This is a genomic window from Pseudomonas sp. TR47, from assembly GCF_044143025.1.
GTDB classification, from domain to species: Bacteria; Pseudomonadota; Gammaproteobacteria; order Pseudomonadales; family Pseudomonadaceae; genus Aquipseudomonas; species Aquipseudomonas putida_E.
On the sequence record NZ_JBHFCS010000001.1, the window covers coordinates 287,727 to 301,955 of the forward strand.

Consider the following 14,229-nt stretch of genomic DNA (forward strand, 5'->3'; position numbering starts at 1 on the left):
GCTCCCTCAAACCCACAGCTTCTTGATGTCACGCCCGCCACAGGTCAGGTTGACCAGCGCACGGGTCATCATGATGGCGGTGAACATCGAGGTGAAAATCCCGAGGGACATGGTGACGGCAAAGCCCTTGACCGGCCCGGTACCCATCGCGAAGAGGATGCCGCCGACCAGCAGTGTGGTCAGGTTGGCATCGACGATCGCCGAATACGCGCGATTGAAGCCTTCATGAATCGCGCGCTGCACCGACATGCCGGCAGCGATCTCTTCACGGATACGCGAGAAGATCAGTACGTTGGCGTCGACCGCCATACCCATGGTCAGCACGATACCGGCGATACCCGGCAAAGTGAGGGTGGCACCCAGCAGCGACATCAATGCCAGCAGCAAGACCATGTTGCCCGCCAGGGCAATGGTGGCCAGCACACCGAACGCGCGGTAGATGGCGATGATGAACAGCGAGACGAACAGCATGCCCCACAGCGACGCATCGATACCCTTGGTGATGTTGTCGGCGCCCAGGCTCGGGCCGATGGTACGTTCCTCAGCGAAGTACATCGGCGCGGCCAGGCCACCGGCACGCAGCAGCAGGGCCAGTTCGGACGATTCACCCTGGCCGTCAAGGCCGGTGATGCGGAACTGGCTGCCCAGCGGCGACTGGATGGTCGCCAGGCTGATGATCTTCTTCTCTTCCAGGAAGCTCTGCACCGGCACGTCTTTCTCGACGCCGTTGACCGTCTGCTTGACGTAGCGGGTGACCGGCTTCTGCTCGATGAAGATCACCGCCATGCTGCGCCCGACGTTGCTGCGGGTCGCGCGGCTCATCAGCTCGCCACCGTGGCCGTCGAGGCGGATGTTCACCTGCGGACGACCATGCTCGTCGAAGCTGGCCTGGGCGTCGGTGACCTGGTCACCGGTGATGATCAGGCCACGCTCGACCTGGGCGGAACGGCCGCCCTCACGGAACTCGAAGACCTCGGTAGTGGCCCTGGACGCGCCTGGCTCGGCACCGAAGCGGAACTCCAGGTTGGCCGTCTTGCCGAGGATACGCTTGGCTTCGGCAGTGTCCTGCACGCCCGGCAGCTCGACCACGATGCGGTTGGCGCCCTGGCGCTGAACCAGCGGCTCGGCGACGCCCAGCTCGTTGACGCGGTTGCGCACGGTGGTGAGGTTCTGCTTGATCGAGTATTCGCGGATCTCGGCGACTTTCGCCTGAGTCAGCGCCAGACGCAGCACGGCGGTTTCATTACGCTCGCTGGTGGTCAGGTCGAAATCACTGAAATTCTTGCGGATCAGGGCACGTGCCTGTTCGCGGGTGGCATCGTCAGCGAAGCCCAGCATGATGCCGCCATCCTGCTGAGGCAGGCTGCGGTAGCGGACGCGCTCTTTGCGCAGCAAGGTCTTGACCTCGCCTTCGTAGACTTTCAGGCGGGCGCTCATGGCCTTGTCCATGTCCACTTCCAGCAGGAAGTGCACACCACCGGACAGGTCCAGGCCCAGCTTCATCGGGCTTGCACCCAGGTTACGCAGCCATTGTGGAGTGGTCTGGGCCAGGTTCAGGGCCACGACATAATCATCGCCCAGTGCCTTGCGCACTACATCCTTGGCTGGCAGTTGGTCTTCCTGATTGGTCAGGCGCACCAGCGCGCTGCCCTTCTCACCCAGGCTTGCACCCTTGACGGTGATACCGGCTTCGGTCAGCGCCTTGCTGACGCGGTCGAGGTCGGACTGGTTCACCTGCAGCGCCGAGCTGGCACCGCTGATCTGCACCGCCGGGTCATCCGGGTAGAGGTTGGGAGCGGAATAAATAAAACCGATCGCCAGTACCAACACGATCAGTGCGTATTTCCACAGAGGGTATTTGTTCAGCATCACGCCGCCCGTTCAAGACGCGGGGCGCGTTGCGCGCCCCGACTGGAAAAAAAACCGGTAACTCAGATAGCCTTGAGCGTACCTTTTGGCAGGGTCGCGGCAATGGCGCCCTTCTGGAACTTCAGCTCGACAGTGTCGGACACTTCCAGAACCACGAAATCATCGGAAACCTTGACGATCTTGCCAGCGATGCCGCCGTTGGTGACAACTTCATCACCTTTTTGCAAGTTGCTCAGCAGGTTCTTCTGCTCTTTGGCACGCTTGGCCTGCGGGCGCCAGATCATCAGGTAGAAGATGACCAGGAAACCGACCAGGAAAATCCACTCGAAGCCGGTGCCGGCTGGGCCAGCGGCGGGTGCAGCAGCGTCCGCATAGGCGGCGGGGATCAAGAAGCTCATTAGGCACTCCAGTTGCTTAAGTTTTAATTAGGATGGTGCGAACAATCAGTCCAAAGGCGGCACAGGCAGCCCGCGCTTGGCATAGAAGGCGTCGACGAAGGCGGCCAATTTACCCTGTTGAATAGCCTCGCGTAAACCGGCCATCAAGCGCTGGTAATGGCGCAAGTTGTGGATGGTATTCAGCATGCTGCTCAACATTTCGCCGCACTTGTCCAGGTGATGGAGATAAGCGCGGGAGAAGTTCGTGCAGGTGTAGCAATCACAGGTCGGATCCAGCGGCGAATCATCGTGGCGATGGAACGCGTTGCGGATCTTGATCACCCCTGTATCGACGAACAGATGGCCGTTGCGCGCGTTACGCGTCGGCATCACGCAGTCGAACATGTCGACGCCGCGGCGCACACCCTCAACGAGATCTTCGGGTTTGCCTACCCCCATAAGGTAACGAGGTTTGTCAGCAGGCATCTGGGCCGGCAGGTAATCCAGCACCTTGATCATTTCGTGCTTGGGCTCGCCCACCGACAGGCCACCGATGGCCAGGCCATCGAAGTCGATATTGACCAGCGCTTCCAGCGAGCGCATGCGCAGGTCCTGGTACATGCCGCCCTGGACGATGCCGAACAGCGCCGCGGTGTTGTCCCCGTGGGCGTTCTTCGAGCGTTGCGCCCAACGCAGCGACAGCTCCATGGAGGTGCGCGCCACGTCGTGCTCTGCCGGGTACGGTGTGCACTCGTCGAAGATCATCACGATGTCCGAACCCAGGTCGCGCTGCACCTGCATGGACTCTTCCGGGCCCATGAACACCTTGGAGCCATCGACCGGGGAGGCGAAGGTCACGCCCTCCTCCTTGATCTTGCGCATGGCGCCCAAGCTGAACACCTGGAAACCACCCGAATCAGTCAGGATCGGGCCTTTCCACTGCATGAAATCGTGCAGGCCGTTGTGCTTCTTGATCACCTCGGTACCTGGGCGCAGCCACAGGTGGAAGGTGTTGCCAAGGATGATCTCGGCACCAATGGCCTCGATGTCACGCGGCAGCATGCCCTTGACCGTGCCATAGGTACCCACCGGCATGAACGCCGGGGTTTCGACCGTGCCACGGGGGAAGGTCAGGCGGCCACGACGGGCCTTGCCGTCGGTGGCCAGCAGTTCGAAGGACATTCGACAGGTGCGACTCATGCTTGATCCTCTGGGCCGCGTGGCGCCGGATTGCGGGTGATGAACATGGCATCACCGTAACTGAAGAAGCGGTACCCCTGCTCGACCGCCGCCGCGTAGGCAGCCATGGTCTCGGGGTAACCGGCGAATGCCGAGACCAGCATCAGCAGCGTGGACTCCGGCAGGTGGAAGTTGGTGACCAGGGCATCGACCACATGGAACGGCCGGCCTGGGTAGATGAAGATGTCGGTATCGCCGCTGAAGGCCTTGAGCACGCCATCGCGCGCAGCGCTTTCCAGCGAGCGCACGCTGGTGGTGCCAACCGCGACCACACGGCCACCCCGGGCCCGGCAGGCCTCGATGGCATCGACCACATCCTGGCTCACTTCGAGCCACTCTTTATGCATGTGGTGGTCTTCGATCTTGTCGACCCGCACCGGCTGGAAGGTGCCAGCCCCCACATGCAGGGTGACGAAGGCGCGCTCCACGCCCTTGGCGGCGATCTTGTCCAGCAGCGCCTGGTCGAAGTGCAGGCCAGCGGTTGGCGCGGCTACGGCACCTGCGCGTTCGGCGTACACCGTCTGGTAACGCTCACGGTCGGCGCCCTCGTCCGGGCGGTCGATGTAGGGCGGCAGCGGCATGTGCCCGACACGCTCGAGCAGTGGCAGCACCTCTTCGGTGAAGCGCAGTTCGAACAGCGTGTCGTGGCGCGCAACCATTTCGGCCTCGCCACCGCCGTCGATAAGGATCACCGCGCCTTCTTTGGGCGCCTTGCTGGCACGCACATGGGCGAGCACGCGGTGGCTGTCGAGCACACGCTCGACCAGCACTTCCAGCTTGCCGCCGGAGGCTTTCTGGCCAAACAACCGCGCCGGGATCACCCGGGTGTTGTTGAACACCATCAGGTCGCCGGGGCGCAGGTAGTCGAGCAGATCGGTGAATTGCTTGTGCGCCAGCGCCCCGCTCGGCCCATCGAGGACCAGCAGTCGGCTGCCATGGCGCTCGGCCAGAGGGTGGCGGGCGATCAGGGAATCGGGGAGTTCGAAGGAAAAATCGGCGACGCGCATGATGATGTTCGGGTTCGGCAGGGCCGGGAAGTTTAGCCCAATGCGTGAAAATTGACCATGAAAGCCGATTGACCGACCTGAAGCACCTCTCTATACTGCGCGCCACACGCCCTGATGGCGGAATTGGTAGACGCGGCGGATTCAAAATCCGTTTTCGAAAGGAGTGGGAGTTCGAGTCTCCCTCGGGGCACCAAGATCCGGAAAAAACCGACCTTATGGTCGGTTTTTTTATGCCTGTGGTTTGACCAGAGGGCTCTCCCTACTATCTTGCAAAAACGGGGCGAGGGTTCAATAACCAGGCACGTGAAATCATGAGGGTCGCCCTGCCTTGATCCACTCCGTTACTTGCCTCATGGTCAGCCGATACCTGGCGCAGTTGTGCAGCGCCAGGATATCCAGTTCAGCCTGCAACAAAGGCTGAAACTGCCTTTTCTCGTTCTCTGAAAGAGGCAGCCCCGCTACCACTGAACCGGCTGTCAGCCTGTCACGTACGACGGCACCAATCGCCTCGTTCAACACCTCTCGATACTGCAGGCGAACAGGGTCCGGAACCCCCATTGCTTCAAGCATCACGCCATACTTGCTGATCGACCTGCGATAGACCCAGACAAACAGATCCGCCGCCATCGCCATGTCACGCTGCTCGTACACCCCCATCATCGCCAGAGCATAGTCCTGCGGGTTTACGTCAAGGAACGACAAAGGCGAGCAGTTGTAGAGCATCAGCGGTATGTTCGCCGCCAATCGACTTGTGCGTTCGTTACCATCTTCGAACGGTTGCAGGTAGGCCAGGTTTATCCACAAGAAGAATGCCGCCTCGATGGGATTCTTGATCTGACGCGCCTTGTCGAGTATCAACTCGAACATCTCTTCCAGCAGTGAGGGCACCTGGGTTGGGAAATAGGTCGTACCGCTGATGTTCACTACTGTCTGGCGAATACTGCCCAGGGCATTGCTGTCTGCCAGCAGATCCTGCATCAGCAAGCCATGCAAGTTGCGGATCACGGCTGAGTTGAGCCCGTATTCCGGCACTGCATCGACCATGAATTCGATGGCCGCCTTGTGATTGAGCAACATGACCGCATCCAGATCCCCCTGCGTCACACCACTTTCGAACAGCCTCTGGGTGTCGAGCAGCGTATAGCGGTTGCCTTCCAAGCGTGACGAGGACCATGACAGGTCAATCAACAAAGGTTCGAGTACTTTGCGCGCGTAGGTGCCGGCTGGCTGCTGCCCCCTCATCCGCCCTTCAGCCTCGAGTACAACCGTCAAGCTGGGTGACAGCCAGGCAGTCTGGTTCGGCTGGTAGCTGTCTACAAGGTCGCGGTGATAGGTGACGACTTCGCGCATTGCCAATGGACGAGTCAAAGACTTGCGCAGGGCGAGACTCGCAGGCGACCAAGGCAGCTCAGCAGAAAGAGGCTGCGCAGGCGCACTATCTGGTAATTGGGCAACTGCTGTGACCAGGCGATAACGCGTGATGCGTCCGTCCTTCTCCCGCTGAACCTGACCTGCCTCCAACAACGCATCGAGGTGACGCTTGACTGTGGACCAACTCGCATCGAGACGCTCGGCGATCTCGCGCGATCTTAGGCTCTGATCGTTCTGAAGCACTCTCAGAATCTTGTTTGGCAATGTCATGGCGTCTCCGGATATAGCTCAATGCAGCTCAATATAGCTCAATCCAGCTCAATGCAGCTCAATGCAGCTCAATGCAGCTCAATGCAGCTCAATGCAGCTCAATGAGCTGTGGCCAGTTCACCCATCAATGCAAGCCCTTTTCAGCCCGCAGATTTTGACGCCACCCCAATGGCCACAGGCCCTCCAGCCATGTCTGGAATCTATTGGCCAGCACCGTCACCCCCACCTAAGATGTCATTCGTCGGATATACACAGAAAGTATTGATAGCGTAATAGCACTTAGCCATAGTCGCGCTCCCATTTCTCAATACCCGTGCAAATCATGAAATCAACTGTGCCCTGCCTGGCAGCAATGATGCTGCTCAGTGGGTGCAATGGAGTGCCAACGTCCTACGTGTCAGACCCCGTCTACGATCAGGCTTTCGTGGTCACATCCGGTGCACCGCTGCCGATGCTGTTGATGGCCACCGCCATCCAGTGGAACGAAGACTACGCGGTAACCGCCAAGCACACCCCATTCCTGCGCAACGTGGTCCATGAAGGGCTGGGTGATGTGGTGTTCTTCAAGCACAAAGCTGCCCGGGTGCCGCTCTGGCGCCAGTATGTGCCGGGCGAGTCTGTGACAGCGGTCGGCTTCAACAGCCTGATGATGCCGGTGCAGGGCAAAGGCCACACCCTGGCTTCGCTGGTACGCCTGCAAGGCACGCCAGGCAGCGTGTTCTATTCGGTGCACGATGGCCCGATGGTCAAAGGCATGTCCGGTGGCCCAGTGTTCGCCGATGACGGCAAGGTCGTTGGGATCAATGTCGCCTTCATCGCCAAAAATGAAATCGATGCGCGCAACCGCCCGGACCTTGCCCACAAAGAGCGTGTCAGCGTGTTCATGTCGTTCAGCGAAATCGACAAGGAATGGCGCCGGTTCCAGTATCTGGCCAATAAAACGAAGCCCAAGGCCGCGCCTGCCGCGATCAAGGGGGATATCGTGGTCGCCGCCAAGCCTTGAATTGAACCTGGGCTCAAGCACAGCGCTGAGCCTGGCATATGATGAGGCCAGCACGACTCATGCAAAGGGACCTGCCATGGCAGGTGCCGGATAGCAAAAGGGTCGCGTTGGCGGCATCAAAACTTCTTGCAACATCCACCACCGAACCTTATTCGACCCTCGACGTCCGATCCTGCATCCCCCTGTCGAGGTTCCCCGCGTGAAAGAAATCATCGCCCGCAAGTATCGCCTGGTGGTGAAGACCTTCGGCTACATCGGCTGGTCGCTGTTCTGGCTGCTGATCTGGGACGTGCTGGTCACCATCGATTTCATGCTGTTCCTCAACAGCAAGTTCACCCTGCCGCTGATCCCGCTGACATTGCTGGGTTCGGCGCTGGTGGTGCTGGTGAGTTTTCGTAACAGCAGCGCCTACAACCGCTGGTGGGAGGCGCGCACCTTGTGGGGCGCGCTGGTGAACAGTTCACGCAGCTTCGCCCGGCAGACGCTGACGCTGATCGACGACCCGGATGACGGCTTGAACCCGGTCAAGGCCACCTTGTTGCGCCGGCATATCGCTTATGTGAATTGCCTGGCGGCGCACCTCAAAGGCCAAGCCTGCCCCGACGAACTGATGGCGTTCATCCCGCCCGGGGAGTTCGAGCGGCGCAACCGTTCGAACAATTTCGCCAACGATATCCTCAGCGGTTCGGCAGCCCTGCTCGCCCGCGAATACAAGGCCGGGCGGCTGGACAGCATTCGCCTGGCGCGGCTGGAGTCGACGCTGGTGGACCTGTCCAACGCCCAAGGCGGCATGGAACGTATCGCCAATACACCACTGCCCTACCCTTACGTGTACTTTCCGCGGCTGTTCATCTCGTTGTTCTGCCTGATCGTGCCCGTGGGCCTGGTCGAATCGCTGGGCTGGTTCACGCCACTGGCGTCTACCGTGGTCGGGTTCATGCTGCTAGCCATCGAGCGGATCGGCACCGACCTGCAGAGCCCGTTCCGCTTCAGTGAACACCAGATCCAGATGGATACCATTTGCGAGACCATCGAGCGCAACCTGGAGTCGATGCAGCGTGAAGCGCAGTGCGGGGAATTAGGGGCTGATGCATTCAGGCCCGCACATAACGCTGGCGCATGACATCACTGAACACGTCCACCAACAGCACCAGCACCAGCATGGCCAAGATCACCGTGCTGGCCTGGGCCTCCTGGAACAGGCTCAGGGTGGTATAGAGCATCTGCCCCAGCCCCCCTGCGCCAACGAGCCCAAGCACACTGGCCATCCGGATGTTGTTTTCCCAGCGGTACAAGCTGTAGGCCAGCAACTGCGGCCACAGGTTGGGCAAGGTGCCGAAGCAGAACGCCGCCAGTTGCCCGCCACCTTGCAGGCGGATCGCCGCCGCTGGCTCGGCCGGGGTATTTTCCAGCGCCTCGGCGTACAACCGGCCAAGCACACCTGCCGTATGCAGTGCCAACGCGAGCGTCCCGGCGTTGGGGCCAAGCCCTGCCGCCAGCACCATCAACGCGGCCCACACCAGCTCGGGAATGGCACGCAGGGCATTGAGCATTAGGCGCGCCGCAGCCTGCAGCGGCCAACCGAAACGCCCCGCTGCGGGTAATGCCAACAGCATGCCCAGCACCATTGCCAGCAGCGTACCCCACCCGGACATGGCCAGGGTTTCCAAGGCACCGCGCCCCACCGCTTGCAGGTGTTCGGCGGTAACGTCCGGATGCAGAAAACGCCCGGCATACTCGGCCATCTGCCCCAGCCCGCCGTTACCCACCAGCGCCTGCAGGTCCAGGTCCAGATAGCTGAACGAGGCGATTACAGCGGCAACCAGGGCAGCCATCACCAGCAGATTGATCACCCGGTTCATGCCAAGCGTCCCCGCAAGAAGCGGCTGAGCAGGTCCGCCAGCAGCACCAGGCCAAAGAAGGCGAGCAGCATGCTTGCTACCTCACCGCCTGCGAACATGCGCATCGACAGGTCGATCTGCTGCCCCAAGCCCCCGGCACCAACGAAACCCATCACCACCGAGGCGCGCACCGCGCACTCCCAGCGGTAGACGGTGTACGACACAAGCTCCGTCCCGGCACTGGGCAGGATGCCGTAGAAGAACGCCGTTAGCCGGCCACTGCCCGCTTGCAGCAGGGCATGCGCCGGGCGCTGGTCGACCGATTCGAAAATTTCGGCATAGACCTTGCCGAGCATGCCGCTGTAGGTGATGGCGATGGCCAGCACCCCCGCCGTCGGCCCCAGCCCTACCGCACGCACGAACAGCAACGCCCAGACGATCTCGGGCACACTGCGCAGGAAAATCAACAGCCCGCGCACCGGCATCCTTAGCAGGCGGGACCAGGCGCCGGAACGGCCACCACGAGAGGCCGCGCGCAACGACAAGGCACGGCTGGCCAGCAGGCTCGCCGGGACCGCCAGCAGCAGCGCCAGTACCATGCCGGCAGTGGCTACAGCCAATGTCTGCAGGGTCGCCTCGTACAGCAGTTCGAGAAATTCGCCATCATGCGCCGGCGGCCAGAAGGCGCTGGTGAAGCTGGCAATCTGCTGGCGGTTTTCCGCTTGCAGCAGCACGCCCGGGTTCAGCTCGCTCAACTGCGCCCCTGGCCACAGCAGGGCCAGCGCAACCAGGGCGACCAACAGGCGCGGCACAAACGCCGGATCGCGGGCGCTGGCCTTCAGCATCGCGGAATCTGCACAGCCAGGGTCGGGGCCTGGGGCAGTGGCGACCCCAGCTGCTCGTTGGCGTAGAGCGCATCGAGCATCTGCTCGGTCACAGCCTCGGCAGAGCAGTCGAACGCCACTCGGCCCTCACGAATGCCGATAACCCGCGGGAAATGTGCCAAGGCCAGGTCCACTGCATGCAGGCTGGCTACCAGCGTCACGCCGTAGGCTTGGGCATGGCGGTTGAGCAGGGCCAGGCTGTGTTCGGCCAGCACGGGGTCCATTGCTGAAACCGGTTCATCGGTCAGCAGTACCTCGGGCCGCTGATACAACGCGCGGGCGATGCCGACGCGCTGCAACTGGCCGCCGGAAAGCTGCCCGCACTGGACGAACAGCTTTTCCGCCAGGCCCAGCTCGGCCAGCACCTGGCGTGCGCCCTGCACATCGGTGGGGTACACCAGGTTGAGCAACGAACGCAGCGTACCCCACTGGCCCAGACGGCCGGCCAGTACAGCAGTCACCACCCGCTGGCGAGGCGGCAGGGGCGGTGCCTGATGTACCAGGCCGACCCTGGCGCGCAGACGCTGGCGAGCCTTTGCCGACAACGCCCAAGGCTGCTCACCCAACACGTCCAGGCGCCCTGCGCTGGGCTGTACGGCAGTGGCCATCAGGTGCAGGAGGCTGGATTTGCCAGCCCCCGAAGGGCCGATGATCGCGACCCGCTCACCTTGGGTGATACGCACAGAGACGGAGTCGAGCGCGCGAACCTGGCCGTGGCGCAGGCCCGCGTCGAGCAGCGTGATAGTCACTTGAGCAGGCCGGCCTCACGTGCCGCCTGCTCGGTGCCCTGATAGTTCTCAGGCTTGGTTTCGATGAAACGGCTGGCGGCCTGCAGGTCGAGGATCTTCTTGTGTTCCGGGTTCGAAGGGTCCAGGGCGAGGAAGGCTTGCTTGATCTTGTCTTTGAGCGCCGGGTCCATGTTGCCGCGCACGGTCCAGTTGTAGTCATAGTAGGTCGGGGTGGTGGCAAACACCTTGACCTTGCTGGTATCGACCTTGCCGGCGTCGACCAGCTTCTGCCAGACGCTGGCGTTGAGCACGCCACCATCGACCTTGCCGGCCTGGACCCAGGCCACCGTTGCGTCGTGGGCGCCGGAATAGGCCACGCGGCTGAAGTAGCCCTCAGGCTTGATGTTGTCTTCCTTGAGCATGAAGTAGCGCGGCATCAGGCTGCCAGAGGTGGACGAAATCGAACCGAAGGCGAAGGACTTGCCCTTGAGGTCGGCCAGGCTCTTTACATCCGGGTTGGCGGTGATGAACTTGGAGGTGAACTGGGCGTCCTGCTCACGCTGCACCAACGGTGTGGCGGTCGGGTCTTTGAGGTGTACCTGAACGAAGGTGAAACCACCCAGCCAGGCCAGATCCAGGCGGTCGCTGGCCAGCGATTCAACCACTGCCGGGTAGTCGGCCACCGGCACGAACTTCACCTGCATGCCCAGTTGCTGGGACAGGTATTTGCCCAGCGGCTCGAATTTGCGCAGCAGTTCGGTCGGCGCTTCGTCGGGGATGGCACTGACCCGCAAGGTATCAGCGGCCTGGGCGACAACGGCACAGCAGGACAGCACGAGGCCGGCGGCGAGCGCCAGAGGGCGTTTGAGCATGGGATTCTCCGGTTCAATAGCGGGGAAAGTGTCGGCGATAGGCAGACGGTGATGGATTATAAGTGGCACAGACGCAAAGGCCAGCTTTGCTACAATCGCGCATCACGAAAAATGAGGTGCGTAATGAGCGAGCCGATTCGCCTGACCCAGTACAGCCATGGTGCTGGCTGTGGCTGCAAGATCTCCCCCAAGGTGCTGGATGTGATCCTGGCCGAAAGTGGCGCCCAGGCCCCGGACCCGAACCTGTGGGTCGGCAACGCCTCGCGCGATGACGCCGCCGTGTACGCCCTGGACGATGAGCGCGGCGTGGTGTCCACCACCGACTTCTTCATGCCCATCGTCGATGACCCCTACGACTTCGGCCGCATCGCCGCCACCAACGCCATCAGCGACATCTACGCCATGGGCGGCGACCCGCTGATGGCCATCGCCATCCTAGGCTGGCCGGTCAACGTACTGCCGCCAGAAGTGGCCCGTGAAGTGATCCGCGGCGGCCGCGCCGTGTGCGCCGAAGCCGGCATCCCCCTGGCCGGCGGGCACTCGATCGATGCCCCCGAGCCGATCTTCGGCCTGGCCGTCACCGGCGTGGTCAGCAAGCGCCACCTCAAGCGCAATGACACCGCGACAGTGGGTTGCCGCCTGTACCTGACCAAGCCATTGGGCATCGGCATCCTCACCACCGCCGAGAAAAAGGCCAAGCTGCGTGAGCAGGACCAAGGCTTGGCCCGTGACTGGATGTGCACCCTCAACACCCCCGGCAGCCGCTTTGGCAAGCTCGACGGGGTCAAGGCGATGACCGACGTGACCGGTTTCGGCCTGCTCGGCCACCTGGTCGAGCTGGCCGAGGGCAGCGGGCTGACCGCGCACCTGGACTACGCGGCCGTCCCGCGGCTGCCGAGCATCGAGCACTACATGGCCGAGGGCTGCATCCCCGGCGGTACCCTGCGCAACTTCGACAGCTACGGGCACAAGATCGGCGCGCTGACCGACGATCAGAAGCACCTGCTGTGCGACCCGCAGACCAGCGGCGGCCTGCTGGTGGCGGTCACCCCCGAAGGTGAACAGGCGTTCCTTGCCGTTGCCGCCGACCTTGGCCTGGACCTTGCGCCGATCGGCCTGCTGGCCGAGCGACAGAGCCACGCAGTCGAGGTGAACTGATGCGCCACGACTGCACCGACTTTCGCCAGCTGTTCCTCGACGACGTGCCGATGATGGACATGCGTGCGCCCGTCGAATTTGCCAAGGGCGCCTTCCCTGGCGTCGTCAACCTGCCGCTGATGACCGACCAGGAGCGGCAAAAGGTCGGTACCTGCTACAAGCAGCAGGGCCAGGCCGCAGCCATCACCCTTGGCCACCAACTGGTCAGCGGCACCATCAAGCGCGAGCGCCTGCATGCCTGGGCCAGCTTTGCCAAGGCCCACCCTGATGGATACCTGTACTGCGCCCGCGGCGGCCTGCGCTCGCTGATCGTCCAGCAGTGGCTGCGCGACGAAGCGGGCATCGCCTACCCGCGTATCAAGGGTGGCTATAAAGCCCTGCGCACTTTCCTGCTCGATACAACCCAGCAGGCCGTGGAGCAATGCGATTTCGTTTTGGTCGGCGGCCTCACCGGCACCGGCAAGACCGATGTGCTGCACCAGCTGAACAATGTGATCGACCTTGAAGGCCATGCCAACCACCGCGGTTCAAGCTTCGGCAAACGCGCCACCGCACAGCCGGCGCAGATCGACTTCGAGAACAAGCTGGCCATCGACGTGCTGAAGAAACGCGCACGTGGTATCGAGCAGTTCGTGCTGGAGGACGAGGGCCGTATTGTCGGCAGCTGCACCGTGCCGCTGGAGCTGTACCAGGGCATGCAGCAATACCCGCTGGTGTGGCTGGAAGACAGCTTCGAAAACCGTGTCGAACGCATTCTGCGTGACTACGTGGTCAACCTGTGCGCCGAGTTCGTCGCGCTACATGGCGAAGAACTCGGGCGCCGGCTGTTCACTGAGCGCCTGCTGCAGAGTATGAGCAACATTCACAAGCGCCTGGGTGGCGAGCGCTACCAGCGCCTGTCCGAGATCATGCGCCTGGCGCTGGATGAGCAGCAGCGCAGCGGTGGCATCGATCTGCACCGGGGGTGGATCGAGGGCTTGCTGAAGGAATACTACGACCCGATGTATGCCTACCAGCGTGATGCCAAGGCGGACCGGGTGGAGTTTGCAGGGGATGCTGTGCAGGTGCGCGAGTACCTCAAGGCTCGCAAGCGCTAGGGGCGCTTTGCGGCCCATCGCCGGCAAGCCTACAGGGGCCGCGCAGTTCTTGAGTTCTGCGCTGTACCTGTGGGAGCTGGCTTGCCAGCGATGGCGCCCGCACAGGCAACATCACTGCCCAGGGCTGAGCACCCGCTCCAGCTCTGCCGCCCGCTCGCGGGTCATGTCCAGCCCACACATCCCGCCTTCGAGTTGGGCCATCGTCCCGCCGCTGGCTTGCACGTGGAACTTGCAGTTGCCATCACGGTAAGCGATCCACTGGCGCTGAACATCGCGCAAGCTCTTCTTCGGCTCCGCTTCGAGCTTGCCCATCAGTTGCTTGTAAACCCGGTTCAACCGCGCATCCTGCAGCTGGGTTTCGGCCTGGATGCAACTGCTCATGGCCAGCGTACTGGAAGCCTTGTCCATGCACTGGGTATAGCTCGGCGAGTTGTCCTCGGCCATTGCCACAGGCATGCAACATGCCAAGGCCAACCCCATCAGATACTGCTTGTTCATCACCATCTCCTGGTC

At 62.2% G+C, this 14,229-nt stretch carries 14 protein-coding genes and 1 tRNA gene; 5 read left to right on the forward strand and 10 right to left on the reverse strand.

Annotated features, from left to right (window positions below):
* Positions 1 to 6: 6 nt before the first annotated feature.
* From secD to queA, 4 genes are all read right to left on the reverse strand, one after another.
* Complete coding sequence (gene secD / locus ACEWE8_RS01365; protein WP_046784489.1) at positions 7 to 1,869, reverse strand: protein translocase subunit SecD; 1,863 nt, start codon at positions 1,867 to 1,869, stop codon at positions 7 to 9.
* Positions 1,870 to 1,931: 62 nt separating this feature from the next.
* Complete coding sequence (yajC, locus tag ACEWE8_RS01370; RefSeq protein ID WP_008092587.1) at positions 1,932 to 2,267, reverse strand: preprotein translocase subunit YajC; 336 nt, start codon at positions 2,265 to 2,267, stop codon at positions 1,932 to 1,934.
* 45 nt (positions 2,268 to 2,312) lie between these two features.
* Positions 2,313 to 3,428, reverse strand: coding sequence for a tRNA guanosine(34) transglycosylase Tgt (tgt, locus tag ACEWE8_RS01375; RefSeq protein ID WP_162144435.1), 1,116 nt, complete (start codon positions 3,426 to 3,428; stop codon positions 2,313 to 2,315).
* A gap of 14 nt (positions 3,429 to 3,442) precedes the next feature.
* Positions 3,443 to 4,492 carry a tRNA preQ1(34) S-adenosylmethionine ribosyltransferase-isomerase QueA gene (gene queA, locus ACEWE8_RS01380; protein WP_039602792.1) on the reverse strand — a complete coding sequence of 350 codons (1,050 nt, stop codon included), beginning with the start codon at positions 4,490 to 4,492 and terminating at the stop codon, positions 3,443 to 3,445.
* 108 nt (positions 4,493 to 4,600) lie between these two features.
* On the opposite strand from queA, the gene ACEWE8_RS01385 reads away from it, so the two are divergent.
* A tRNA-Leu gene (locus ACEWE8_RS01385) sits at positions 4,601 to 4,685 on the forward strand.
* A gap of 116 nt (positions 4,686 to 4,801) precedes the next feature.
* On the opposite strand, the gene ACEWE8_RS01390 is transcribed toward ACEWE8_RS01385, so the two are convergent.
* Positions 4,802 to 6,133, reverse strand: a complete 1,332-nt coding sequence (locus tag ACEWE8_RS01390; protein WP_046784490.1) for a Fic family protein — start codon at positions 6,131 to 6,133, stop codon at positions 4,802 to 4,804.
* A gap of 355 nt (positions 6,134 to 6,488) precedes the next feature.
* Here ACEWE8_RS01390 and ACEWE8_RS01395 point away from each other — a divergent pair, with 355 nt between their 5' ends.
* Both ACEWE8_RS01395 and ACEWE8_RS01400 read left to right on the forward strand, forming a co-directional pair.
* Positions 6,489 to 7,136 (forward strand): trypsin-like peptidase domain-containing protein, encoded by a 648-nt coding sequence (locus ACEWE8_RS01395; protein ID WP_046784676.1) that lies wholly within the window; start codon positions 6,489 to 6,491, stop codon positions 7,134 to 7,136.
* Between the two features lie 199 nt (positions 7,137 to 7,335).
* Positions 7,336 to 8,259, forward strand: a complete 924-nt coding sequence (locus tag ACEWE8_RS01400) for a bestrophin family protein (protein WP_046784491.1) — start codon at positions 7,336 to 7,338, stop codon at positions 8,257 to 8,259.
* Here the strand turns inward: ACEWE8_RS01400 and phnE are convergent.
* From phnE to ACEWE8_RS01420, 4 genes are read right to left on the reverse strand one after another with little or no spacing between them, the layout of a single operon-like run.
* A complete protein-coding gene (gene phnE / locus ACEWE8_RS01405; protein ID WP_046784492.1) occupies positions 8,231 to 8,998 on the reverse strand; it encodes a phosphonate ABC transporter, permease protein PhnE in 768 nt (255 codons plus the stop codon). The two genes, ACEWE8_RS01400 and phnE, sit on opposite strands and share 29 nt — an antisense overlap.
* Positions 8,995 to 9,822, reverse strand: a complete 828-nt coding sequence (locus tag ACEWE8_RS01410; protein ID WP_012316167.1) for an ABC transporter permease — start codon at positions 9,820 to 9,822, stop codon at positions 8,995 to 8,997. The genes phnE and ACEWE8_RS01410 overlap by 4 nt, the downstream gene beginning before the upstream one ends.
* Positions 9,816 to 10,610, reverse strand: coding sequence for a phosphonate ABC transporter ATP-binding protein (locus ACEWE8_RS01415; RefSeq protein WP_046784493.1), 795 nt, complete (start codon positions 10,608 to 10,610; stop codon positions 9,816 to 9,818). The genes ACEWE8_RS01410 and ACEWE8_RS01415 overlap by 7 nt, the downstream gene beginning before the upstream one ends.
* Positions 10,607 to 11,461, reverse strand: coding sequence for a putative selenate ABC transporter substrate-binding protein (locus ACEWE8_RS01420; protein WP_012316169.1), 855 nt, complete (start codon positions 11,459 to 11,461; stop codon positions 10,607 to 10,609). Before ACEWE8_RS01420 ends, ACEWE8_RS01415 begins: the two co-directional genes overlap by 4 nt.
* 123 nt (positions 11,462 to 11,584) lie before the next feature.
* Between ACEWE8_RS01420 and selD the strand changes: the two genes are divergently transcribed.
* Together selD and mnmH are read left to right on the forward strand one after the other, a co-directional pair.
* Positions 11,585 to 12,619: a selenide, water dikinase SelD gene (gene selD, locus ACEWE8_RS01425; RefSeq protein ID WP_046784494.1), complete on the forward strand. Its 1,035-nt coding sequence runs from the start codon at positions 11,585 to 11,587 to the stop codon at positions 12,617 to 12,619.
* Entirely contained in the window at positions 12,619 to 13,716 is a 1,098-nt protein-coding gene (gene mnmH, locus ACEWE8_RS01430; RefSeq protein WP_046784495.1) for a tRNA 2-selenouridine(34) synthase MnmH, read from the forward strand. The genes selD and mnmH overlap by 1 nt, the downstream gene beginning before the upstream one ends.
* Before the next feature lie 111 nt (positions 13,717 to 13,827).
* Here the strand turns inward: mnmH and ACEWE8_RS01435 are convergent, their stop codons facing one another.
* Entirely contained in the window at positions 13,828 to 14,214 is a 387-nt protein-coding gene (locus tag ACEWE8_RS01435) for a lysozyme inhibitor LprI family protein (RefSeq protein ID WP_046784496.1), read from the reverse strand.
* Between the last annotated feature and the right edge of the window lie 15 nt (positions 14,215 to 14,229).